The 21,724-nt window shown below is 69.3% G+C and carries 13 protein-coding genes; 8 read left to right on the plus strand and 5 right to left on the minus strand.

Annotated features, from left to right (window positions below; genetic code table 11):
• Positions 1 to 42 precede the first annotated feature (42 nt).
• The 5 genes from V6M51_RS17170 (at position 43) to V6M51_RS17190 (ending at position 10,274) form a co-directional block, all read left to right on the plus strand.
• Positions 43 to 1,188 (plus strand): L-lactate dehydrogenase, encoded by a 1,146-nt coding sequence (locus tag V6M51_RS17170; protein ID WP_332769117.1) that lies wholly within the window; start codon positions 43 to 45, stop codon positions 1,186 to 1,188.
• Positions 1,189 to 1,328: 140 nt separating this feature from the next.
• Complete coding sequence (gene gltB, locus V6M51_RS17175) at positions 1,329 to 5,960, plus strand: glutamate synthase large subunit (protein WP_332769119.1); 4,632 nt, start codon at positions 1,329 to 1,331, stop codon at positions 5,958 to 5,960.
• Positions 5,961 to 5,984: 24 nt separating this feature from the next.
• Positions 5,985 to 7,436, plus strand: coding sequence for a glutamate synthase subunit beta (locus V6M51_RS17180; protein WP_332769120.1), 1,452 nt, complete (start codon positions 5,985 to 5,987; stop codon positions 7,434 to 7,436).
• A gap of 379 nt (positions 7,437 to 7,815) precedes the next feature.
• Positions 7,816 to 9,156, plus strand: a complete 1,341-nt coding sequence (locus V6M51_RS17185) for an amidohydrolase family protein (protein ID WP_332769121.1) — start codon at positions 7,816 to 7,818, stop codon at positions 9,154 to 9,156.
• The gene (locus tag V6M51_RS17190) at positions 9,153 to 10,274 is read left to right on the plus strand and encodes a dipeptidase (RefSeq protein WP_332769122.1); all 1,122 of its coding nucleotides are present in this window, start codon (positions 9,153 to 9,155) and stop codon (positions 10,272 to 10,274) included. Before V6M51_RS17185 ends, V6M51_RS17190 begins: the two co-directional genes overlap by 4 nt.
• Here the strand turns inward: V6M51_RS17190 and V6M51_RS17195 are convergent.
• The 3 genes from V6M51_RS17195 to V6M51_RS17205 are packed head-to-tail and all read right to left on the minus strand — an operon-like array spanning position 10,271 to position 13,767.
• A complete protein-coding gene (locus V6M51_RS17195; protein WP_332769124.1) occupies positions 10,271 to 11,284 on the minus strand; it encodes an inorganic phosphate transporter in 1,014 nt (337 codons plus the stop codon). The genes V6M51_RS17190 and V6M51_RS17195 overlap by 4 nt on opposite strands.
• Before the next feature lie 10 nt (positions 11,285 to 11,294).
• Positions 11,295 to 11,939: a DUF47 domain-containing protein gene (locus V6M51_RS17200; RefSeq protein WP_332769126.1), complete on the minus strand. Its 645-nt coding sequence runs from the start codon at positions 11,937 to 11,939 to the stop codon at positions 11,295 to 11,297.
• 55 nt (positions 11,940 to 11,994) lie between these two features.
• On the minus strand, positions 11,995 to 13,767 hold the full coding sequence (locus tag V6M51_RS17205) for a hypothetical protein (RefSeq protein ID WP_332769128.1): 1,773 nt from the start codon (positions 13,765 to 13,767) through the stop codon (positions 11,995 to 11,997).
• 104 nt (positions 13,768 to 13,871) lie between these two features.
• Here V6M51_RS17205 and V6M51_RS17210 point away from each other — a divergent pair, with 104 nt between their 5' ends.
• The gene (locus tag V6M51_RS17210; RefSeq protein WP_332769130.1) at positions 13,872 to 15,518 is read left to right on the plus strand and encodes an amidohydrolase; all 1,647 of its coding nucleotides are present in this window, start codon (positions 13,872 to 13,874) and stop codon (positions 15,516 to 15,518) included.
• 83 nt (positions 15,519 to 15,601) lie between these two features.
• On the opposite strand, the gene V6M51_RS17215 is transcribed toward V6M51_RS17210, so the two are convergent.
• The gene (locus V6M51_RS17215; RefSeq protein WP_332769132.1) at positions 15,602 to 17,506 is read right to left on the minus strand and encodes a hypothetical protein; all 1,905 of its coding nucleotides are present in this window, start codon (positions 17,504 to 17,506) and stop codon (positions 15,602 to 15,604) included.
• A 105-nt stretch (positions 17,507 to 17,611) separates the two neighbouring features.
• On the opposite strand from V6M51_RS17215, the gene V6M51_RS17220 reads away from it, so the two are divergent.
• A complete protein-coding gene (locus V6M51_RS17220; protein ID WP_332769134.1) occupies positions 17,612 to 19,714 on the plus strand; it encodes a winged helix-turn-helix domain-containing protein in 2,103 nt (700 codons plus the stop codon).
• Between the two features lie 77 nt (positions 19,715 to 19,791).
• A complete protein-coding gene (locus tag V6M51_RS17225; RefSeq protein ID WP_332769136.1) occupies positions 19,792 to 21,060 on the plus strand; it encodes an MFS transporter in 1,269 nt (422 codons plus the stop codon).
• Here the strand turns inward: V6M51_RS17225 and V6M51_RS17230 are convergent.
• Positions 21,057 to 21,689, minus strand: a complete 633-nt coding sequence (locus tag V6M51_RS17230) for a LysE family translocator (protein ID WP_332769138.1) — start codon at positions 21,687 to 21,689, stop codon at positions 21,057 to 21,059. The genes V6M51_RS17225 and V6M51_RS17230 overlap by 4 nt on opposite strands.
• Positions 21,690 to 21,724: the final 35 nt, after the last annotated feature.

Here is a 21,724-nt window from a genome sequence, read left to right on the forward strand (position 1 = left end):
TGACCCTACCAAGAAGGCTGGGCGGAAACGGGAAGGGCCAGGATGAAGCCGGCGTCGGTGTCTGACTATCGTGAGCTGGCGCGGCGCAGGCTGCCGAAGATGTTCTTCGAATATATCGACGGCGGCAGCTACGCCGAGGTGACGCTCGGCCGCAACGTGGCCGACCTGGAGGCCATCACCCTCCGCCAGCGGGTCATGCGCGACATGAGCCAGCTGGACATGAGCGTCGAGGTGTTCGGTGAGACCATGAGCTTTCCCGTGGGCCTGTCGCCGGTGGGCATGGCGGGCATGTACGCCCGCCGCGGCGAAGTCCAGGCGTCCAGGGCCGCGGCTTCGGCCGGCGTGCCGTTCTGCCTCTCGACGGTGGGGGTCTGTTCCGTGGAGGAGGTGGCGGCCTCCGGCGCGCCGCCCTGGTTCCAGCTCTACATGCTGAAGGACCGCGGCTACATGGCCGAGCTGCTGGCGCGCGCCAAGGCGGCGGGCTGCAAGGTTCTGGTCTTCACGGTCGACCTGCCGCTGCCGGGTTCTCGCTATCGCGACGTCCGTTCGGGCTTCACCGGGGCGAGCGGCCTGTCGGGGGCGTTGAACACCGCCTGGCAGGGGGCGACCCATCCGGAATGGCTGTGGGATGTCTGGCTGCACGGCCGGCCGCACACCCTGGGCTGCGTCCAGAGCGCGGTGACCGAAGGCAGGCGGGTCACCGATTTCCTGAGCTGGATCGCGCGCAATTTCGACCGCACCGTCACCTGGGCCGACATCGACTGGGTGCGGAAGACCTGGGACGGACCCATCGTCATCAAGGGGGTGCTGGATCCGGAAGACGCTCGGGAGGCCGTGAAAGCCGGCGCGCAGGGCTTGGTGGTCTCCAACCATGGCGGGCGGCAGCTGGACGGGGTGCGGTCCTCGATCTCGGCCCTGCCCGCGGTGGTGGACGCGGTCGGCGGCGATTTGGAGATCTTCATGGATGGCGGGGTCCGCTCGGGCCTCGACGTGCTGAAGGCCCTGGCCCTGGGCGCCCGGGCCTGTTTCGTCGGCCGGGCCTGGGCCTATGCGCTCGGCGCCGGAGGTCAGCCGATGGTCGAGAAGATGCTGGGGACCCTGCGCAGCGAGCTCGCCGTGGCGATGATCCTGACGGGCTGCAATGTGGCGCAAAAGGCCGACAAAACGCTACTAGACGTCGCACCTTAGAAAATCTTTTCAATTCCGCAGGTTCTGACCCATCGACAAGGGTTGATCTTGCCGTGTAGATGCGCGCCGAATTGGCGTGCGGAACGGTCGGGTTTGGCCGCGTCCGTGCGCGCCTGCGAGCTTACGAGTGAGGGACGCCGATGGGAGCTCCGGAACGTCAAGGTCTGTACGACCCGCGCAACGAACACGATGCGTGCGGCGTGGGGTTTGTGGCCAATATCAAGGGCCGCAAATCGCATGAGGTCGTGGCCTGCGGCCTGGAGATCCTGGTCAATCTGGACCATCGCGGCGCCGTGGGCGCCGATCCGCTGGTGGGCGACGGCGCCGGGATTCTGATCCAGATTCCGGACGGCCTGCTGCGCGACTGGGCCGGCAAGGAAGGCGTCGATCTGCCCCCGCCCGGCGACTACGCCGTGGCCATGTGCTTCCTGCCGCAGGACGCCGCCGCCCGCGAGGTGGCGGTCCACCAGTTCGAGCACTTCCTGAAGGTGGAAGGCCAGACCTTCATCGCCTGGCGTGACGTGCCCATCAACACCGAAGGCCTGGGCGCGGCGGTGCTGGCCCAGATGCCGGTCATCCGCCAGGCCATCGTCGGCCGCGGCCCCAACACCAAGGACCAGGACGCCTTCGAGCGGAAGCTGCTGACCGTGCGCAAGCAGCTCCAGAACCCCCTGGCCGAGATGGCCACGCGGATGAACCTGCCGGGCCTGACCCAGCTCTACCTGCCGTCCTTCTCGACCCGGACGGTGGTCTATAAGGGGCTGCTGCTGGCCGGCCAGGTGGGGACCTTCTACGAGGATCTCGCCAACCCGATCACGGAATCGGCCCTGGCCCTGGTCCACCAGCGGTTCTCGACCAACACCTTCCCGTCCTGGAAGCTCGCCCACCCTTACCGGTTCATCGCCCACAACGGCGAGATCAACACGGTGCGCGGCAACGTGAACTGGATGAACGCCCGGCGGCGCACGCTCGAGAGCGACCTGCTGGGACCCGACCTCAACAAGATGTGGCCGCTGATCCCGCACGGTCAGTCGGACACCGCCTGTCTGGACAATGCGCTCGAGCTGCTGCTGGCCGGCGGCTACCCGCTGGCCCACGCGGTGATGATGCTGATCCCCGAGGCCTGGGCCGGCAATCCGCTGATGAACGCCGAGCGCAAGGCGTTCTATGAGTACCACGCCGCCCTGATGGAGCCGTGGGACGGCCCCGCCGCGGTGGCCTTCACCGACGGCCGCCAGATCGGCGCGACCCTGGACCGCAACGGCCTGCGTCCGGCCCGCTTCGTGGTCACCGACCAGGACCATGTGATCATGGCCTCCGAGATCGGGGTCCTGACCGTTCCGGAAGAGCGGATCGTCCGCAAGTGGCGGCTGCAGCCCGGCAAGATGCTGCTGATCGATATGGAGGAAGGCCGGATCATCGAGGACGAGGAGATCAAGGCGACCCTCTCCCAGGCCGAGCCCTATGCCGAGTGGCTCTCCCAGACTCAGTTCAAGCTGGAGGAGCTGCCCGAGATCGCCTTCGACGAGGCGCTCGCCAACGACGGCGCCCAGCTGCTCGATCGCCAGCAGGCCTTCGGCTACACCCAGGAGGACGTCCAGTTCTTCCTCGAGCCGATGGCCCGGACGGGGGAGGACCCGATCGGCTCCATGGGCGCCGATACGCCCATCGCCGTGCTCTCCAAGCGCCCGAAGCTGCTCTACGAGTATTTCAAGCAGAACTTCGCCCAGGTCACCAACCCGCCCATCGACCCGATCCGCGAGGAGCTGGTCATGAGCCTGGTCTCGATGATCGGGCCGCGGCCGAACCTGCTGGGCCGCCACGCCGGGACCCATAAGCGGCTGGAAGTCTCGCAACCGATCCTCACCAATGAGGATCTGTCGAAGATCCGCTCGATCAGCGAGCTGGTGGACGGATCGTTCCGCACGGCCACCATCGATGCGACCTGGCCGGCCGAGGAAGGCGTCGCGGGCCTGGAGCGGGCGCTGGACCGGGTGTGCCGCGAGGCCACCGACAACGTGCTGGCCGACAAGAACATCCTGATCCTGTCGGATCGCGAGGTCTCGTCCGACCGCATCCCGATTCCGGCGGCGCTCGCCACCGCGGCCGTGCACCACCACCTGATCCGCCAGGGCCTGCGCATGCAGACCGGCCTGGTGATCGAGACCGGCGAAGCCCGCGAAGTGCACCATTTCTGCGTGCTGGCGGGCTATGGCGCGGAAGCGGTGAACCCTTACCTGGCCTTCGAGACCCTGGAGCAGATCCGTGTTTCCACCGCCTCGACGCTCAGCGCCTACGAGGTGCGCAAGAACTACATCAAGGCCATCGGCAAGGGCGTGCTGAAGGTGATGTCCAAGATGGGCATCTCCACCTACCAGTCCTATTGCGGCGCCCAGATCTTCGACGGGGTCGGCCTGTCGAGCGAGCTGATCGAGCAGTACTTCACCGGCACCGCCACCACCATCGAGGGCGTCGGCCTGCGTGAGATCGCCGAGGAGACCGTGCGCCGTCACCGCGACGCCTTTGGCGACAACCCGATCTACGCCTCGATGCTGGACGTTGGCGGGACCTACGCCTTCCGCCTGCGCGGCGAGGAGCACGCCTGGACGCCGGAGACCGTGAGCAAACTGCAGCACGCCGTGCGCGGAAATTTGCCGGATGAATACAAGGCCTTCGCGGCGGGAATTAATGAGCAGTCTGAACGCCTGCTGACCATCCGCGGCCTGATGCGCTTCAAGACCGCCGAGACCCCGATCGCGCTCGACGAGGTCGAACCCGCGGCCGAGATCGTCAAGCGCTTCGCCACCGGGGCGATGAGCTTCGGCTCGATCAGCCGCGAAGCCCACACCACCCTGGCCATGGCCATGAACCGCATCGGCGGCCGGTCGAACACCGGCGAGGGCGGGGAGGAGGCGGATCGCTTCGTTCCGTTGCCGAACGGCGACTCCATGCGCTCGGCGATCAAGCAGGTGGCCTCGGGTCGGTTCGGCGTCACCGCCGAGTACTTGGTCAACGCCGACGACATCCAGATCAAGATGGCCCAGGGCGCCAAGCCCGGCGAGGGCGGCCAGCTGCCCGGCCACAAGGTGGACAAGAACATCGCCCGCGTCCGGCACTCGACGCCGGGTGTCGGCCTGATCAGTCCGCCGCCGCACCACGACATCTATTCGATCGAGGACCTGGCCCAGCTCATCCACGACCTGAAGAACGTGAACTCCAAGGCCCGCATCTCGGTGAAGCTGGTCTCGGAAGTCGGCGTCGGAACGGTCGCCGCCGGGGTGGCCAAGGCGCGCGCGGACCACATCACCATCTCCGGCTTCGAGGGCGGCACCGGCGCCTCGCCCCTGACCTCGCTGACCCATGCGGGTTCGCCCTGGGAGATCGGCCTGGCCGAGACCCAACAGACCCTGCTGCTCAACGGACTGCGGACCCGCGTGGCGGTCCAGGCCGACGGCGGCCTGCGTACCGGGCGCGACGTGGCGGTGGCGGCCCTGCTGGGGGCCGACGAGTTCGGCTTCGCCACGGCCCCGCTGATCGCGGCCGGCTGCATCATGATGAGGAAGTGCCACCTCAACACCTGCCCGGTGGGGGTGGCCACCCAGGACCCCGTGCTGCGCGCGCGCTTCACCGGCCAGCCCGAGCACGTGATCAACTACTTCTTCTTCGTCGCCGAAGAACTGCGCGAGATCATGGCGCAGCTGGGCTTCGCCACGGTCAACGAGATGATTGGCCGGGTCGATCGGCTGGAGATGCGCCACGCGGTGGACCACTGGAAGGCCGGCGGCGTCGACCTCTCCAAGCTCCTCTACGCCATCCCGTCCGAGAGCCCGACCGGCCTCTGGAACATGGACCGGCAGGACCACGGCCTGGAAAAGGCGCTGGACAACACCCTGATCGCCGACGCCCAGGCGGCGCTGGAAGAGGGCAAGCCGGTCCTCGGGGAATACCCAATCAAGAACATCAACCGCACGGTCGGCGCCATGCTGTCGGGCGAGGTGGCGCGCCGCTACGGCCATGCCGGCCTGCCGGACGACACCATCGCCCTGAAGTTCCGCGGCCAGGCCGGCCAGAGCTTCGGCGCCTTCGCCGCCCGCGGGATCAGCCTGGAGCTGACCGGCGACGGCAACGACTATGTGGGCAAGGGCCTGTCTGGCGGCCGGGTGGTGGTGCGCCAACCGCCCGAGGCCAATCGCGACCCGACCGAGAACATCATCGTCGGCAATACGGTGCTCTACGGCGCCATCGCCGGGGAGGCGTATTTCGAGGGCGTGGCCGGCGAACGCTTCGCCGTGCGCAACTCCGGCGCGGTGACGGTGGTGGAAGGCCTGGGCGACCACGGCTGCGAATACATGACCGGCGGCGTGGTGGTGGTGCTGGGCGACACGGGGCGGAACTTCGCCGCCGGGATGTCGGGCGGCGTCGCCTATGTCTATGATCCGAAGGGCCGGTTCGACGCGCTGTGCAACAAGGCCATGGTCGACCTGGACCGCGTGAGCGTGACCGCCTCCGGCCACGACAACGCGCCCAGCCAGAAGGCGGTGTCGGTCGAGAACAGCGGCATGGGCGACATGCTGTCCTTCGACGCCGAGCGCCTGCGCATCCTGATCGAGCGCCACCACCTCTATACGGGGTCGCGGCGGGCGCGCGAGATCCTGGAGACCTGGGAGACGTCGCTGGGGGCCTTCGTGAAGGTCATGCCCAAGGATTATCGGCGCGCCCTGGTCGAGATGGCCGCCGAACGCCAGGCGGTCGCGGCCGTCGCGGCCGAATAGCTTTCAAAGTCGGGAGTTTAGAGCATGGGCAAGCCCACCGGCTTTCTTGAGATCGAGCGCCAGGACCGCACCTATGACGCGCCGTCCGACCGCCTGAAGACCTGGAAGGAATTCACCCATCCGCTAGCCGCGCCGGCCGTGGCCGGCCAGGCCGCGCGGTGCATGGATTGCGGGATTCCATTCTGCCACACCGGCTGTCCGGTCAATAACCAGATCCCCGACTTCAACAATCTGGTCTATCGCGACCAGTGGAAGGCGGCGCTGGAGAACCTGCAGTCGACCAACAACTTCCCGGAGTTCACCGGCCGGGTCTGCCCCGCGCCGTGCGAGGCCGCCTGCACCCTGAACATTGTCGATGCGCCCGTGACCATCAAGACGATCGAATGCCAGATCGTCGACCGGGGATGGGATGAGGGCTGGATCAAGCCGCAGGGCTCGCCCCGCGGCACCGGCAAGCGCGTCGCGGTGGTGGGTTCGGGCCCGGCCGGCCTGGCCTGCGCCCAGCAACTGGCCCGCGCCGGCCATGCGCCCACTGTGTTCGAGAAGAGCGACCGGATCGGCGGCCTGCTGCGCTACGGCATCCCGGACTTCAAGATGGAGAAGCATCTGATCGATCGCCGGATCGCCCAGATGGAGCAGGAAGGCGTGATCTTCCGCACCAATTTCGAAGTCGGGGTCACGGTCTCGGTCCAACGCCTGCTGGACGACTACGACGTGCTGGTGATGGCCGGCGGCGCGGAGAACCCGCGCGACCTGGAGATCCCCGGTCGCGAGCTTCGGGGCGTCCACTACGCCATGGATTTCCTGACCCAGCAGAACAAGCGCAACGCCGGCGACGACGAACTGCGCGCCGCGCCCACCGGGGCGATCTCGGCCACCGGCAAGCATGTGATCGTGATCGGCGGCGGCGACACCGGCAGCGACTGCATCGGCACGTCGAACCGCCATGGCGCGGCCTCGGTCACCCAGCTCGAGATCATGCCGCAGCCTCCGGCCCGCGAGAACAAGTTCATGACCTGGCCGGACTGGCCGCTGAAGCTGCGTACCTCCTCCAGCCAGGAAGAGGGCTGCGAGCGTGACTTCGCCGTCACCACCAAGCAGGTGCTGGGCTCCAACGGCAAGGTCGAGGCCATCGAGTGCGCGCGCATCGAATGGGTGGCCGGCGAGGACGGTCGCCTGACCCCGCAAGAGGTCCCGGGCAGCGCCTTCAAGCTGCCGGCCGACCTGGTCCTGCTGGCCATGGGCTTCGTCGGGCCACGTCACAACGCGTTCGTCGAGCAGGCCGGCGTCGAGCTGGACCCGCGCGGCGCCGTCAAGGCCCCGGTCACGGACTACAAGACCTCGACGCCCAACATCTTCTCCTGCGGCGACATGCGGCGCGGCCAGTCCCTGGTGGTCTGGGCGATCCGCGAGGGCCGCCAGTGCGCCCAGGCCGTGGACGCCTACCTGATGGGTGTCAGCAAGCTGCCGCGCTAACAACGTCAGGCGTTCCTTCTCCCCTTGCGGGAGAAGGTGGCCCCGCGAGAGCGGGGTCGGATGAGGGGGCTCTCAGAACTTGACGGCTAGTGCACCCGGCGAAGCCGACTTGAACCACGAAGGGCACCAAGGGCACGAAGGGAGCTAAACCCTCATAGGCCGCGCCGCCGCGCCTTGGTGCCCTTTGCGCCTTTGTGGTTCATCTTCTTCCAACATTCGCGGCTGCGCCGCCGCCAACCGGATAGGGCTATCGACCCCTCATCCGACCTTGCTTCGCAAGGCCACCTTCTCCCGCAAGGGGAGAAGGACGCTTTTGGCGGACCCTTGATCCGCGAGCTTCACCTTTCGCACCGTCGATGAGCCGCGCTAAACGGGAGGCATGATCGCTTTCCGCGTCGCGGCCATGGCCGCCGTCCTCGTCCTGGTTCCCGGCCTCGCCAGCGCGCAGTCCGAGCCGCTCACCGTCTACAGGGGCGCGACCCTGATCGACGGGACCGGCGCGCCGCCGAAGCCCGGCATGTCCATTCTGGTCAAGGGCGAGCGGATCGAGCGGATCTGGCGGGACGGCGAGATCGCCTTCAAGCTGCCGCCGCAGACCAAGGTGGTGGACGTCTCGGGTCAGTATGTCCTGCCGGGCCTCACCGACAGCCATCAGCACCTGGCGACGCCGCCTGCCCGGACCTGGGCGGAGGCGGAACTCAAGCGCAGCCTCTATGGCGGGATCACCTCGATCCGCGACATGGCCGACGACCTACGCAACGTGGCCGACCTGTCCCGCGCTGCGCGGATCGGCGAGATCGCTGGGCCAGACATCTATTACGCCGCCCTGATGGCCGGCCCGTCGTTCTTCGAGGACAAGCGGGTGCATGCGGCCTCGCGTGGCGCCAGGGCGGGCGAGGTCGGTTGGATGCAGGCCATCGGGCCGCGGACCGACCTGCCCCTGGCGGTCGCCCAGGCGCGCGGCCTCGGCGCCTCGGCGATCAAGGTCTATGCGAACCTGCCAGGCGAGACGGTGGCCGAGATCGCCGCCGAGGCCCACCGCCAGGGCGTGCCGATCTGGGCCCATGCGGCGGTGTTTCCCGCCACCCCAGCCCAGGTGCTGGACGCCAAGGCCGATGTGGTCAGCCATGTCTGCATGCTGGCCTACCAGGTGTCGGACCCGATCCCCGGCCAGTACCACAACCGCGCCGCCGTCGAGGAAGGACGGTTCGGCCAGGGCGTGCATCCGGCGATGGCCGGCCTCTACGCCAGGATGAAGGCCGACGGTGTGGTGCTGGACGCCACGGTGCGGATCTACGAGGCCATGAAAGGGCGGCCGGCCAAGCCCTATTGCTCGACGGATCTCGCCGCGCGCCTGACGCGCGAGGCGCTGGAAGCGGGCGTGACTATCTCGGCGGGCACCGACGGCGCGTCGGCGCCCGAGGCCGCCTATCCGTCGCTGCATGAGGAGCTGGAGCTGCTGGTGGACAAGGCAGGCTTCACCCCCATGCAGGCCATCGTGGCCGCGACCCGCAACGGCGCGCTCTCCGTGCGCAGGGACGCCGACTTCGGGACCGTCGAGGCCGGCAAGTTGGCCAACCTGGTGTTTGTCGCCAAGGACCCCACCGCCGACATCCGCAACCTGCGCACCGTCATCACCACCGTGAAGCGCGGCGTGGCCTATGCCCGCGCCGACTATGATCCCAAGGCCGACCTGGCCGCACGAAAGAGCCAGCCATGATCTCCCGTCGCCAGACCCTCGGCTTCGCCGCCGCCCTCGCGGCCGGTCCCGCCGTCGCCCGCGCCGAAAAGCCGATCATCGTCAACGCCCTGGGCGGACTTTCGAACCCCAACCTGCAGATCGGCCGCCCGGCGGGACCGGCCGCGGACACCTCGATCGTGGATTTCGATGCGCGGGGCCTGCGTGACGCAAAGGCGTCCGGCCTGACGGCTGTGAACATCACCCTGGGCTATGTGGCCGGGCCCCAGGAGCCTTACGCCTATACGCAGAAGACCCTCGACGTCTGGGACAAGATCATCGCCGACAACGCCGCCGACCTGACACTGGTGCGCAAGGCCGGCGACATCGCCAAGGCCGGGGCCGACGGCAAGATCGGGGTGATCTACGGCTTCCAGAACGCTGTCCAGATCGGTGAGAAACTGGAGCGGATCGACGAGTTCGCCGCGCGCGGGGTGCGGATCGTCCAGATCACCTACAACCTCCCCACCCTCCTGGGCGACGGCTCGATGGCGCCGGAGAACCGCGGCCTGACGCCGCTGGGACGCGAGGTGGTGGCGGGCCTGAACCGCGCCAGGCTGATGGTCGACCTGTCGCACTCCGGAGAGCGGACCTGCCTGGACGCCATCGCCGCGTCCAAGGCGCCCATTTCGATCAACCACACCGGCTGCCGGGCGCTCACCGACCTGCCGCGCAACAAGACCGACGCCGAGCTGCGCGGGGTGGCGGAGAAGGGCGGATTTGTCGGCGTCTACTTCATGCCGTTCCTGAACCCGACCAGCCAGGCCAGCGCCGCCGACGTGACAGCCCACATCGAGCACGCCCTGAAGATCTGCGGCGAGGACCATGTGGGGATTGGCACCGACGGGTCGGTGGCCACCATCGATGACATGGAGGCCTACAAGGCCGCGCTCGCCCAGGAGCATGAGGAGCGCAAGGCCGCCGGCATCGCCGCCAAGGGCGAGCGGGCCGACACCCAGCCCTTCGTCATGGACCTGCGGGGCCCCGACCAGTTCCGCAAGCTGGCGAGCCTGCTGCGGGCGCGGGGGCACAGCCAGCGGGTGATCGACAAGGTGATGGGTCGGAACTTCGTCAGCTTCGCCGGGCGCGTCTGGGGCTAGCCCATGAACTGGCCAGCCAGCCAGTAGGTCGCCGCCGAGATCGCCGCCGCCGCCGGGATGGTGATCACCCAGGCGACCACGATCCGCCGCGCCACGCCCCAGCGCACCGCCGAGACCCGCCGCGCCGCGCCGACGCCGACGATGGCGCCGGTGATGGTGTGGGTGGTGGAGACCGGTACGCCCAGGCTGGTGGCCGCGAACAGGGTGATGGCCCCGCCGGTCTCCGCGCAGAAGCCTTGCATGGGTGTCAGCCTGGTGATCTTCGAGCCCATGGTGTGGACGATCCGCCAGCCGCCGAACAGCGTCCCCAGACCCATGGCCGCCTGACAGGACAGCACCACCCACAGCGGCACATGGAATTCGCCGGACGCCGGTCCCATGCCGTGGGCCATCAACAGGGCGGCGATGATGCCCATGGTCTTCTGGGCGTCGTTGCCGCCGTGACCCAGCGAATAGAGCGAGGCGGAGACGAACTGCAGCTTGCGGAACACGCCGTCCACCGCGAGCGGCGTGAAGCGGATGAAGGCCCACGAGACGATCAGGGTCAGCAGCAGGGCCAGGACGAAGCCCGTGCCCGGCGACAGCACGATGGCCGCCAAGGTCTTGTTGAGGCCGGTCCAGATCACCGCGTCCGTCCCCGCCTTGGCCAGGCCCGCGCCGACCAGCCCGCCGATCAGGGCGTGGGAGGACGACGACGGGATCGCCGCCCACCAGGTGAGCAGGTTCCAGCCGATGGCGCCCATCAGGGCCGCGAAGATCAGGCCGTCGGTGATCAGGTTGGGCTCGATGAGCCCCGCGCCCACCGTCTTGGCTACGTGCAGACCGAAGAACAGGAAGGCGATGAAGTTGAAGAAGGAGGCCCAGGCCACGGCCGCGAAGGGGGGCAGGACGCGGGTCGCCACGATCGTGGCGATGGAGTTGGCCGCGTCGTGCAGGCCGTTCAGGAAGTCGAACGCCAGGGCGACGATGATCAGGAAGATCAGGAGCGGCGTGAAGCCGAGAAGGTCCACGTGGCGTTCCCTAGACCTGCTCGATCACGATGCCGCTGATGCGGTTCGCCACATCCTCGAAGCGATCCATCACCTTTTCCAGGTGGCTGTAGATGTCGACGCCGACCACGAAGGCCATGGGGTCGCTGTTGCGGTGGGCCAGGAACAGCGCCTTGCGCCCGGCGTCGTAGATCGCGTCGGAGCGGTCCTCGATCTGGGTGATGTGCTCGGTCAGCTCGTTCAGCCGGTGGGCGTTCTGACGCATCTTGTCCAGCAGACCGACCGCCTCGCGGGTCAGCAGCGCGGCTTCGACGATGATGTCGGCCATCTCGCGCATGGGGTCTTCGAACTCGCGCAGTTCGAACAGGGTGATGACCTTGGCGGTCTTCTGCATCTGGTCGATGGCGTCGTCGAGCGAGGTGGTCAGGTCCTTGATGTCGCTGCGGTCGAACGGGGTGATGAAGGTGCGGCGGACGGCGGTGAGCACCTCGCGGGTGATCTCGTCGGCGGCGTTCTCATGAGCGACCACCCGGGCGCAGGCGGCGGGCACGCCGTCGCCGCCTTTCAGGACGTCACGCAGGGCGCTGGCGCCCTCGACCAAGGTCTGGGCATGGGCCTTGAACAGATGGAAGAATTTCTCTTCCTTCGGCATCATTGCCTGGAACCAGCTCAGCATCTTCGATCCGTCTTCAGATTGTCGGCCGCGCGTCGAGCTGGCCCCCGGGCGGCTCTTAGCGTGTTCCTGCCTCAAGCCCAAGGCGGCTGCTGGGAGCGAGCGCCGCCTCGCGTCGAAAGACCGCGAGTCGCTGGCCCTGGAACAGCGGTTTCCATCCGTCGCCGACCAGATCGTGAGGACCGACCACGATCACGGTGTCGTAGTCGGCCAGGGCGTCGGCTTCGACGTCCGCCTCGGGCGCCGTCAGGACCATGTGCGGTCGGCCCCGCAGGCCCAGCAGGACCAGGTGATGGACGTCCAGGCCGTCGACGATCGCCGCGGCCAGGTCCGGCTGCCGCTCGAGCTGGGACTGGGCGGCCTGAAGTTCGGCCTGCAAGGTTGCGCGCTCCGGAGCGATCACGCCGCGCCAGCGCAGGTCCAGGAAGGTCGAAAGCAGGCCCAGGGCGACGAAATACGCCAGCCACGCGACGGAAGTCCGAATCCGCGTGAGGCAGGCGCTCGCCACGGCGAGGCTGGCGGCGACCGCCATTGTAAACAGCGGGATCCCGGCGTCGAAATTCCAGCGGGTGAGGTAGGGACGGTAGAAGGCGGTGAGCGCCGAGCCGTCCCAGGGGAAGATCGCCATGCCGCCCAGCATGCAGGCGGCCAGGCCCGCTAGGCCCACGAGAGTCACCAGCGCCATGGCGATACGCCAGGGACGGCCGCCGCCGCGCTGGAATTCGCCGATGAACGGAGCGGCGGCGAGCCAGATCATCGGCACGAAGAACTCGAAATAACGGCCCCAGAGGCGGCCGGTCTCGTCAGGCCCATAGACAAGGGCCTTGGCCGAGAAGATCGCCACCATGGCCAGGGTGGCGGCCAGGGCCAGCAGGACCAGAAGGAAGGTGGTCTCCGTCTCGTCCAGGCGATAGCCGCCGCGGCGCAGGCTCCAGCGCCAGCGAGCGATGATCCGCGCCAAGCCCGTGGCGATGGGCACGCCGGCCAGCAGGAGGCTGGCGGACGCCATGGCGGCCAGGGCCCACAGCGCCAGGCTCAGCCCCTCGGGCCCGGTCGGGTTGTCGAGGGCGCGGACATAGTGGCCGCCCAGGAAGAACGTGAAGGGTTGGGTGATCGGCGCGCCGGCGGCCAACTGGACGAGATTGCCCGCCGCCAGGAAGCCGGCCACGAACAGCACGATCCGCGCGGTGAAGACCCACAGCTGTCGGCGGCCCAGCAGGCCGTCCAGCACCGCCAGGGCCATGAAGGCGGCGGCCACGGCCAGGCCGTGCGGTTTGATCAGGGTCAGCAGCCCGGTCAGGGCTCCGGCCAGCAGGGCGTGGGCCGCCGGGCGTTTCAGATAGAGGCGGGTCGTGGCCAGGATCAGCACGCCCAGCAGGCCGACGTACCAGCCCTCCGGCAGAGCTGTGAAGACGAAGCGATAGTAGGGGAACGCCAGGGCCAGCAGCAGGAAGCCGCTGTTGCGCCGGTCGGCGAGCTTCGGCCGCACGGCCATCCAGACCAGGATCAGTCCGCCGAAATAGGCTCCGGCGCCCAGGACGCGAAGCCACTCCAGGAGGTGCTCCGTCCCGTAGGTGACGGCACGTATGATCAGCAGGAAGACGGTGTTGTTGAGCGCCTGGAGCTGCGGGGCGAGCCGCTCATCGGCGGCGAGCGCCTTGTCGTAGAGGGCGTGGATCAGATAGGCGCCCTCGTCGCCCGCATAGATCGGCTCAGGTGCGAAGACCTGGTTCACATAGGCCAACACCACGGCCAGACCCGCCAGCACGAGCAGCCCCATGCCCAGGCGCGCGCCGACCCCATCCTCCGAACCGTCGTCCCCGGCGCTCATGCGCGCAATCTGGCGGTTCGCGGCGAGCGTGACTAGGCCCGGAGCCTTGCTTTCGAATTCGAGGGCCGCCTAGCTGTGCCTCTAACGAGTCCGCGGGAGGCCCCATGCGCATCGAACTTCTCCGATTGGCGATCGCCGCCGTGACGCTGGCCGCCGCGCCGGCCGCCTGGGCCCAAGACCTGCTGATCCACGGCGGGCCGATCAACACGGGGGAAGCCTCGGTCGAAGCCCTGGCCGTCAAGGACGGCAAGGTGGCCTTCGCGGGTCCCCTGGCCCAGGCGCGTCGAGCGGCCCCGGCCGCCAGGGACATCGACCTGAAGGGCGCGGCGGCCTTCCCAGGCTTCGTCGACGCCCACGCCCACCTGTCGGGGATCGGCTTCCGCGAGATGACGCTGAACCTGGAGGGGACGGAGTCGGTCGAGGGCCTGGTGGCCCGGCTGAAAGCCTGGAACACGGCCAATCCGGGGACCGGCGCCGTCTCCGGCCGAGGCTGGATCGAGACCCATTGGCCCGAGAAGCGCTTCCCGAGCCGTCAGGACCTCGATCGCGCGATCCCCGACCGCCCGGTGGTGCTGGGCCGAGCCGACGGCCACGCCATCGTCGCCAACACCGCCATGCTGGCCTTGGCGGGCGTCACCCGCGACACGGCGGTTCCGGCCGGCGGCCAGATCCTCAAGGACGCGGCGGGCGAGCCCACCGGCATGCTGATCGACAACGCCATGGCCCTGGTGCGCGGCAAGGTTCCGCCGCCCACCGCCACGGCCAGGGCCGAGGCGGTCAAGCGCGGGGTCGACCTCTACGCCTCGCGCGGCTGGACCGGCCTGCACGACATGGGCGCCTCGAGCGAGGAGGTCGGCCACCAGCAGGCCCTGGCCGCCAAGGGCCAATTGCCGATCCGCATCGACAACTACATGTCGCCGCAGGACGCCGACCTGGTGCTGGCCTCCGGACCCTCGCAGGACCCGACCGGCCTGGTGCGGGTGCGCGGGGTGAAGCTCTACATGGACGGGGCCCTGGGCTCGCGGGGCGCGGCCCTGCTGGCGCCCTATGCCGACGCGGAGGGGACGGGCCTGATCCTCACCCCGCGCGAGACCATCGACACCTTCCTCAAGCGGGGTCGAGCGTCCGGCGCCCAGATCGCTGTCCACGCCATCGGCGATCGCGGCAACCGCCTGGTCCTGGACGCCTTTCAGCAGGCCTTCGCCGACGACCCGACGGCCCTGCGCAAGGCCCGCTGGCGTGTGGAGCACGCCCAGGTGCTGTCGCCGGAGGACCTGCCGCGTTTCTCCGAGCTTGGGGTGATCGCCTCGATGCAGGCCTCGCACGCCATCGGCGATCTGTATTTCGCCCCCGCCCGCCTGGGCCCGGAGCGGCTGAAGGGCGCCTATGCCTGGGAGAGCCTGGTCAAGAGCGGGGCGGTGGTGGCCGGCGGCTCGGACGCCCCGGTGGAGAAGGGCGACCCGCTGGTGGAGTTCTACGCCGCCGCCTATCGCCACGACCTGAAGGGCTTCGCCGGACCGGACTGGGGACTCGACGAGGCCCTGACCCGCCAGCAGGCGCTGGCCCTGCTGACCCGCGGCCCCGCCTACGCCTCCGCCCGCGAGAGCGAGCTGGGCCTGCTGAAGGTCGGCGCCCCGGCCGATATCTCGGTCTTCTCCGTCGACCTGATGACCGCCCCGTTCCCGGAGATCGCCAAGGCCCGCGCGGTGATGACCGTGGTCGGCGGCAGGATCGTCCACGACACGCGCTAGGGGGCGAGAAGCCGGACGCGTTCGGAATGGGCTGTGGCGTCCCTTCTCCCCTGCAGGGAGAAGGATGATGAGGGTCTCGCCGCTCAACCGCCGAACGTCACCGTGAAGATCGCGCGAGCGGTGCGGGGGGCGATGGGCCAGAGGAGGTCGCTGGTGGAGGCGTACCAGCCGCGCTCATTGGTCAGGTTGGAGACCAGAAGCCGGAGTTGGGCAGGGCGGTCGGCGACGTTGAACCGCGCCCGGGCGCCGAGGCCGAAGGTGGTCAGGGCCGGCGCCTTGAAGGTGTTGCGGGTGTCCGCATACGCTTCGCTCTGGTGGTTCACCTGGGCGTCGAGCGACCAGACCGGGGTGACCTGCCGCTCGATGCTGGCGTTGGCGATCAGCTCCGAGACGCCGGCCGGGCTGGCGCCCACAATGCCGGAGGTCACCAGGGGCCCGCTGATCTCGGCCTCATAGGAGACGGCGCCCAGGACGATGCTGGTCTTGGCGTCCAGCTGTCCGGACAGCGAGGCCTCCAACCCCTTGTGCGACACTTGGCCGACCAGGCCATAGGAGCCGTCGGCGCGGAAGCCGGTGGTCGGCTTGGACACCTCGAAAGCGGCCGCCAGCAGGGTGAGATTGTCGGTGAGCGCGTGGCGCACGCCGATTTCCTTCTGCTTGGCCTTCACCGGCGGCAGCACCTGGTTGCTGTTGGTGGCGTTCTGGGGCGCGAAGCCGGATTCCTCCAGCCCGGTGACATAGCTTCCGAACAGGCTGGTGGCGGGGGAGAGGCTCCAGACGGCCGAGGCATTGTAGTACCAGGCCTGGTCCTCGCCCCGCTCGGTCGAGCCGTCATAGGCCAGCACCTCCTTCTCGTAGCGGCTGCGATGGGCGCCGAGCCGGACCTGCAGCCGGTCCTCCCAGACCAGGCCATAGACCAGGCTGGCGGTGAGCTGGTCGGTCCGGTCCTCGCCGCGCGCGCCGTGCCAGACCGGGCGCGCCGGGGCCGAGGGAGCGGGATCGCGCAGGTTGAAGGCGCCGTTGGCGATGCTGACCGACGAGGAAAGGTCCACCTCGGCGTGCCGGTAGCGCAGGGCGGCGCTGACCAGGTGGTCGACCGCGCCGCCGTCGATCACCCGCGAGACCCGCGCCTCATAAGAATCCGACTGGCTGGTGCGGCCGGGACCCACGAAGGTGGTCGAAGCCGCGCTCCCATCACGGCGCGTGGCGAGGACCGTGAAGTCGGACGCGTCATTGCTGTAGATCGACCGGAACGCCGAGGCGTCGAGTGTCCAGCCGCCGACCTCACCCTTGTAGAGGGCGCCGAGATTGGTGTTCTGGGCCCTGACATTGGCCCAGGTGGGCGAGTGCTGACGCAGCGCCTTGGCCGAGGGCGGGGTGGCGCTGTCCTGCGCCACCACCGCCCAGTCGCCGTCATAGTCGCGGGCGTACCAGGTGGCGAAGACCCGGATGTTGTGGTTTTCCGCCGGGGCCCAGCCGCCGACCGCGCCGATGTCGAAGGCCTCGCCGTTGCCACCCGAGCCCCAGGTGACGTTCGGGCGGTAGAAGGATGCGCCGGCGATCCAGACCTCCTTGGAGGGCGCGGTCCAGGACCCCTCGGCCTGCACCACCGTGGTCCCGAAGTCGCGCCGGCCGCCGCCGACCGTCAACCGGTTGTTGGGACTGGGCGCGCGCAGGCGATAATTCACGACGCCCGAAGGCGCGGGATAGGCGAGGCGGGCGGCGTTGACCCCCACCCGCACGCTGACGCCGCCGATCACTGGATCGTTCAACGGCGCCATCCGCGCGAAATAGGCGTCCTCGACCCGGTAGTTGCCGCTGGCCTGCAGGTCGAAGCCGCGGACCTGGCCCTCCCCGTAGAGGCCGAGTTGTTCGATGCCCACGCGTTCCCCGAAAGCATCGGCGGCGGACCTCACCGCACTTTCCTGGGCGAGGGCGGAGGTCGAGGCGAAGAGGGCGAGCACGAAGGGTGCGGCCGAACATTTCATTCTTGTAATCCCGGGCGAACTGGACTGTTCAGAGACCGGGGTTTGTCGGACAGTGCGGTGGGGACGGCGTGGCTGTGGGCGTGATTTATTCGTGATGGTTTCGCGATGAACGAACACGTGGCCATCCGATGGCCGGAGCTCAACCTGGCGCGAGAACTGCCGTTCAGCCTGGCGGGGACCCAGGTGCGTCCGGCCGCCCTGGAAGCCGAGCACGACGGCAAGGTCGTCACCCTGGAGCCGCGGGTGATGAAGGTGCTGGTGGCGCTGCACCGCTCGCGCGGCCAGCCGGTGAGCCGCGACGAGTTGATCGATCTCTGCTGGGGCGGGCGCATCGTCACCGAGGGCGCGCTCAACCGCTGCGTGGCCCAGCTTCGCAAGGCGCTCGGCGACAATCGGCGCATCGTGGTCGATACGATCCCCACGATAGGCTACCGCCTGCAGGCCAGCGCGGGCGTACATCGCGTCGCCCCGGCGGCCGAGCCGGCGGAGGCGCCGTCGCCTGCGCCGCCGAAGATTTCGCGCCCGACCCTGCTGATCGCAGCCGGATTCGTCGGAGCCGCCGCGGTCGCCGTCGTCGCCCTGTTGGTCGCCCTGCCGCGTCCAGTGACCTGGACGGCGCAGGCCTTCCGGCCCCTGACCTCCGAGCGCGGCCTGGAGACCCATCCTGGCCTCTCGCCGGCCGGCGACCAGATCGTCTACGCCCAGCGTTCCGACGTGGTGTCGCGCCGCGACCTCTATCTGCGCAGCGTGGGGCAAGGGACGCCGGTGCGGATCACCACCGACCCGGCCGACGACCACAGCGCCGTCTGGTCGCCCAAGGGTGATCGCATCGCCTTCGTCCGCACCCCGCTCGAAGGGACGTGCAGTCTGGTGGTGACACCGATTCCGCTCGGCCCGGAACGCATCGTCGCCCGCTGCCAGTCGGCCAGCTACACGCGGGTAAGCTGGCTGGACGATGCGACCCTGGTGATCGGCGACCGGCCGGACGCGGCCTCCATCTGGCGGATCCGCTCGGTGGATATCGAGACCGGCGCGGTGCGCGACCTGACCGCGCCTTCACCCTCGACCCTGGGCGACAGCGACCCCATGGCCTCGCCCGACGGTCGCCACGTGGTGTTCCGCCGCAGCCTGATGCACGGCGCCGACGACCTGTTCCTGCTGGACCTGCGCACCGGCAGGGAGCGCGCGCTGACCACCGATGGCTGGAAGGCGGCGGGCTATGTCTGGTCGGCCGACGGGCGGCACATCTTCTATTCCTCGAACCGGGGCGGCGAGTTCGGCCTCTGGACGGTCGACACCCGGATCGACGGCCCCCCGCGCCAGGTGAGCCTGGGCCTCGGCCAGATCAGCTTCAGCCGTATGTCGGCCGACCGCAACAACCGCCTGGCGGTGGAGATCCCGCGCGGCCGGACCAACCTCGCGGCGCTGGGGCCAGGCGGGGTGACGCGGCCACTGACCAACGACAGCGGCTTCGACTGGGACCCGGACGGCGCGCCTGACGGGGCGGTGGCCTACGCCTCGGACCGCAGCGGCTCCTCGGAGATCTGGGTGACCCATCCCGACGGCCGATCGGTCCGCCTGACCTCCATCGTCGGCAGCTATGTGAGCGCGCCGGCCTGGTCGCCCGACGGGCGCACCATCGCCTTCATCGCCGTGAAGGGGCGCCGCTCGGACCTCTACACCGTGGCGCGCGACGGTTCACGCCTGCGCGACATGACCTGGGATGGCCTGGACAAGCTCTATCCCGAGTTCTCCGCCGATGGGTCCAGCCTCTACTATCTGGAGCGCACGGCGGCGGGATATCGGGTGATGCAGATCGCCCTGACGCCCGGCGCCCATCCGCGAGCCGTGCCGGGCGGCGGCGGCTGGCAGGTGCTGCGCGGCGGACCCGACGGGCGGCTGTACGGCCAGAGGGTCGGAGAGTCCGTGGTCCGCGCCCTGTCGCCCGGCCGGCCGGTCCCGCCGGTCGAGATCGGCGGCTATGACGAATGGGCGGTCGGGACCGACGGCGTCGTGGTGCTGCGCGGCCAACGGGCCGCGCCATCCAGCATCTGGCTGCATCCCTGGAGCGGGCCGCCGCGCAAGCTGGGCGACACGCCGAACTGCTGCGGCTCGGTGGGCCTGGCGCCGGACGGCACGGTGCTGTTCTCACAAAGCCTCGACGATCAGGTCGATCTGGGCCTGGTGGATCTGGCCGCCGGCGGCTAGGCGCAACGAGGCAATCTGCGACCGGTTGCAGGAAGTCTGATTGAACGGATCGTGCGGCCCCAACTAGGGTCGCGGGCATGACCCGCCCGATTCCACGCCCGTTCGGGCGGAACTATGCCTTCGTCGCCGCCGGCGCCGTATTCATGGCCCTCATGGCCGCAGCCGGTCTGCGGGCCGCGCCCGGCGTGCTGATGCTGCCGCTGGAGCGAGCCTTCGGGTGGGACCGCGGCACAGTCTCAGCCGCGGCGGCGGTGGGCATCTTCCTTTACGGCCTGACCGGCCCCTTCGCCGCGGCCCTGATGCAGTCCTTCGGGATCCGGCGCACGGTGGCGCTGGCCCTGCTGCTGATGGCGGTTTCGACCGGCCTCTCGGCCCTGATGACCGAGCCCTGGCAGTATGTGGCGACCTGGGGCGTGATGGCGGGCCTCGGCTCCGGGGCCGTGGCCATGGTGCTGGGGGCCACGGTGGTCAACCGCTGGTTCGTGGAGCGGCGCGGCCTGATGATGGGTCTGCTGACCGCCTCGACGGCGACCGGCTCGCTGATCTTCCTGCCGGGCATGGCGATGGTGGCCGAGCAGGGCGGCTGGCGGCCGGTGGTGCTGATCATCGCCGGGGTCATGGCGCTGCTGGCGCCCATCGTCTGGCTGCTCCTGCCCGAGAGCCCGCAGGCGATCGGCCAGAAGCCCTTTGGCGCCTCCGACGACTATGTCCCCATCCCGCCGCCGGCGGCGCGCGGCGCCCTGGCCGTGGCCTTCGGCGCCCTGTTCCGCGCGGCGCGGACCCGGACCTTCTGGCTGCTGTTCGCCGGCTTCTTCGTCTGCGGCCTGACCACCAACGGCCTGGTGGGGGTGCACATGATCGCCATGTGCGCCGACCAGGGCCTGCCTGAGACGCGGGCGGCGACCCTGCTGGCCCTGATGGGGCTGTTCGACCTGGTGGGCACCACCCTGTCGGGTTGGCTTACCGACCGCTATGACCCGCGCAAGCTGCTGTTCGTCTATTACGGTCTGCGCGGCCTCTCCCTGATGGTCCTGCCCTATACGGACTTCTCCATCGTGGCCCTGGGGATCTTCGCGGTGTTCTACGGCCTGGACTGGATCGCCACCGTGCCGCCCACCGTGCGCCTGGCCACCGAGGCGTTCGGCGACCGGGACGGGCCCATCGTGTTCGGCTGGATCGCCGCTGGACACCAGGCGGGCGCGGCCACCGCGGCGGTGATGGCCGGGGTGCTGCGCGCCTCGCAGGGCCGCTATCTGGAAGCCTTCGTCCTGGCCGGCGCCGCGGCCCTGGTCGCCGCCGTCGCCTCGATCATGATCCGCCGGCAGGTGAAGCCCGCTCTGGCCTAGCGGCGCGAGTCGAGCGCCATCCGCACCGCCAGGGCGCCCAGCACCGTGCCCATCAGCCAGCGCTGAACCATGGCCCAGGTCGGCCGGGTCGCGAGGAACTTGGCCACCGAGCCGGCGGCCAGGATCATCACGCTGTTGCAGGCGAGGCTGGCGGCGATCTGGGTGGCGCCCAGGATCATCCCCTGGGCCAGGATGTCGCCGCGCTCCGGGTGCATGAACTGCGGCAGCAGGGACAGGTAGAGCACAGCGGCCTTGGGGTTCAGCAGGTTGGTGAACAGGCCCATGGCGACGAGCCGGGCGTCGCCGTGCGGCTCCAGCTCGCGCACCGCGAAGGGGGAGGCCGCCCCGGGCTTCAGCGCCTGCCAGGCCAGCCAGGCCAGGTAGCACGCGCCAGTGATCCGCAGCACGTCGTAGGCGATCGGCACCGCCATGACGATCGCGGTCAGGCCGACCACCGCCGAGACCATGTAGAAGATGAAGCCCGCCGCCACCCCGGCCAGGGACATGAACCCCGCGCGGCGGCCCTGGCTGATGGAGCGCGAGATCAGATAGATCATGTTGGGGCCGGGGGTCATGGCCATGCCCAAAGCGATCAATCCGAAAGCGATCCAATCCGTCCAGGCGACCATGTGTCGGCTCCTCTGCTTGGAGCCTGGCTATAGCG

It is taken from the genome of Phenylobacterium sp., assembly GCF_036677185.1.
In the GTDB taxonomy this organism is placed as follows: domain Bacteria; phylum Pseudomonadota; class Alphaproteobacteria; order Caulobacterales; family Caulobacteraceae; genus Phenylobacterium.

Bases quoted from the DNA above. Each gene is read 5' to 3' on its own strand.
- V6M51_RS17230 (WP_332769138.1), bottom strand. From the start codon at position 21,689: ATGGTCGCCTGGACGGATTGGATCGCTTTCGGATTGATCGCTTTGGGC.
- V6M51_RS17170 (WP_332769117.1), top strand. From the start codon at position 43: ATGAAGCCGGCGTCGGTGTCTGACTATCGTGAGCTGGCGCGGCGCAGG.
- V6M51_RS17205 (WP_332769128.1), bottom strand. From the start codon at position 13,767: ATGAGCGCCGGGGACGACGGTTCGGAGGATGGGGTCGGCGCGCGCCTG.
- V6M51_RS17225 (WP_332769136.1), top strand. From the start codon at position 19,792: ATGACCCGCCCGATTCCACGCCCGTTCGGGCGGAACTATGCCTTCGTC.
- V6M51_RS17190 (WP_332769122.1), top strand. From the start codon at position 9,153: ATGATCTCCCGTCGCCAGACCCTCGGCTTCGCCGCCGCCCTCGCGGCC.
- V6M51_RS17215 (WP_332769132.1), bottom strand. From the start codon at position 17,506: ATGAAATGTTCGGCCGCACCCTTCGTGCTCGCCCTCTTCGCCTCGACC.
- V6M51_RS17210 (WP_332769130.1), top strand. From the start codon at position 13,872: ATGCGCATCGAACTTCTCCGATTGGCGATCGCCGCCGTGACGCTGGCC.
- V6M51_RS17200 (WP_332769126.1), bottom strand. From the start codon at position 11,939: ATGCTGAGCTGGTTCCAGGCAATGATGCCGAAGGAAGAGAAATTCTTC.
- V6M51_RS17185 (WP_332769121.1), top strand. From the start codon at position 7,816: ATGATCGCTTTCCGCGTCGCGGCCATGGCCGCCGTCCTCGTCCTGGTT.
- V6M51_RS17180 (WP_332769120.1), top strand. From the start codon at position 5,985: ATGGGCAAGCCCACCGGCTTTCTTGAGATCGAGCGCCAGGACCGCACC.
- gltB (WP_332769119.1), top strand. From the start codon at position 1,329: ATGGGAGCTCCGGAACGTCAAGGTCTGTACGACCCGCGCAACGAACAC.
- V6M51_RS17220 (WP_332769134.1), top strand. From the start codon at position 17,612: ATGAACGAACACGTGGCCATCCGATGGCCGGAGCTCAACCTGGCGCGA.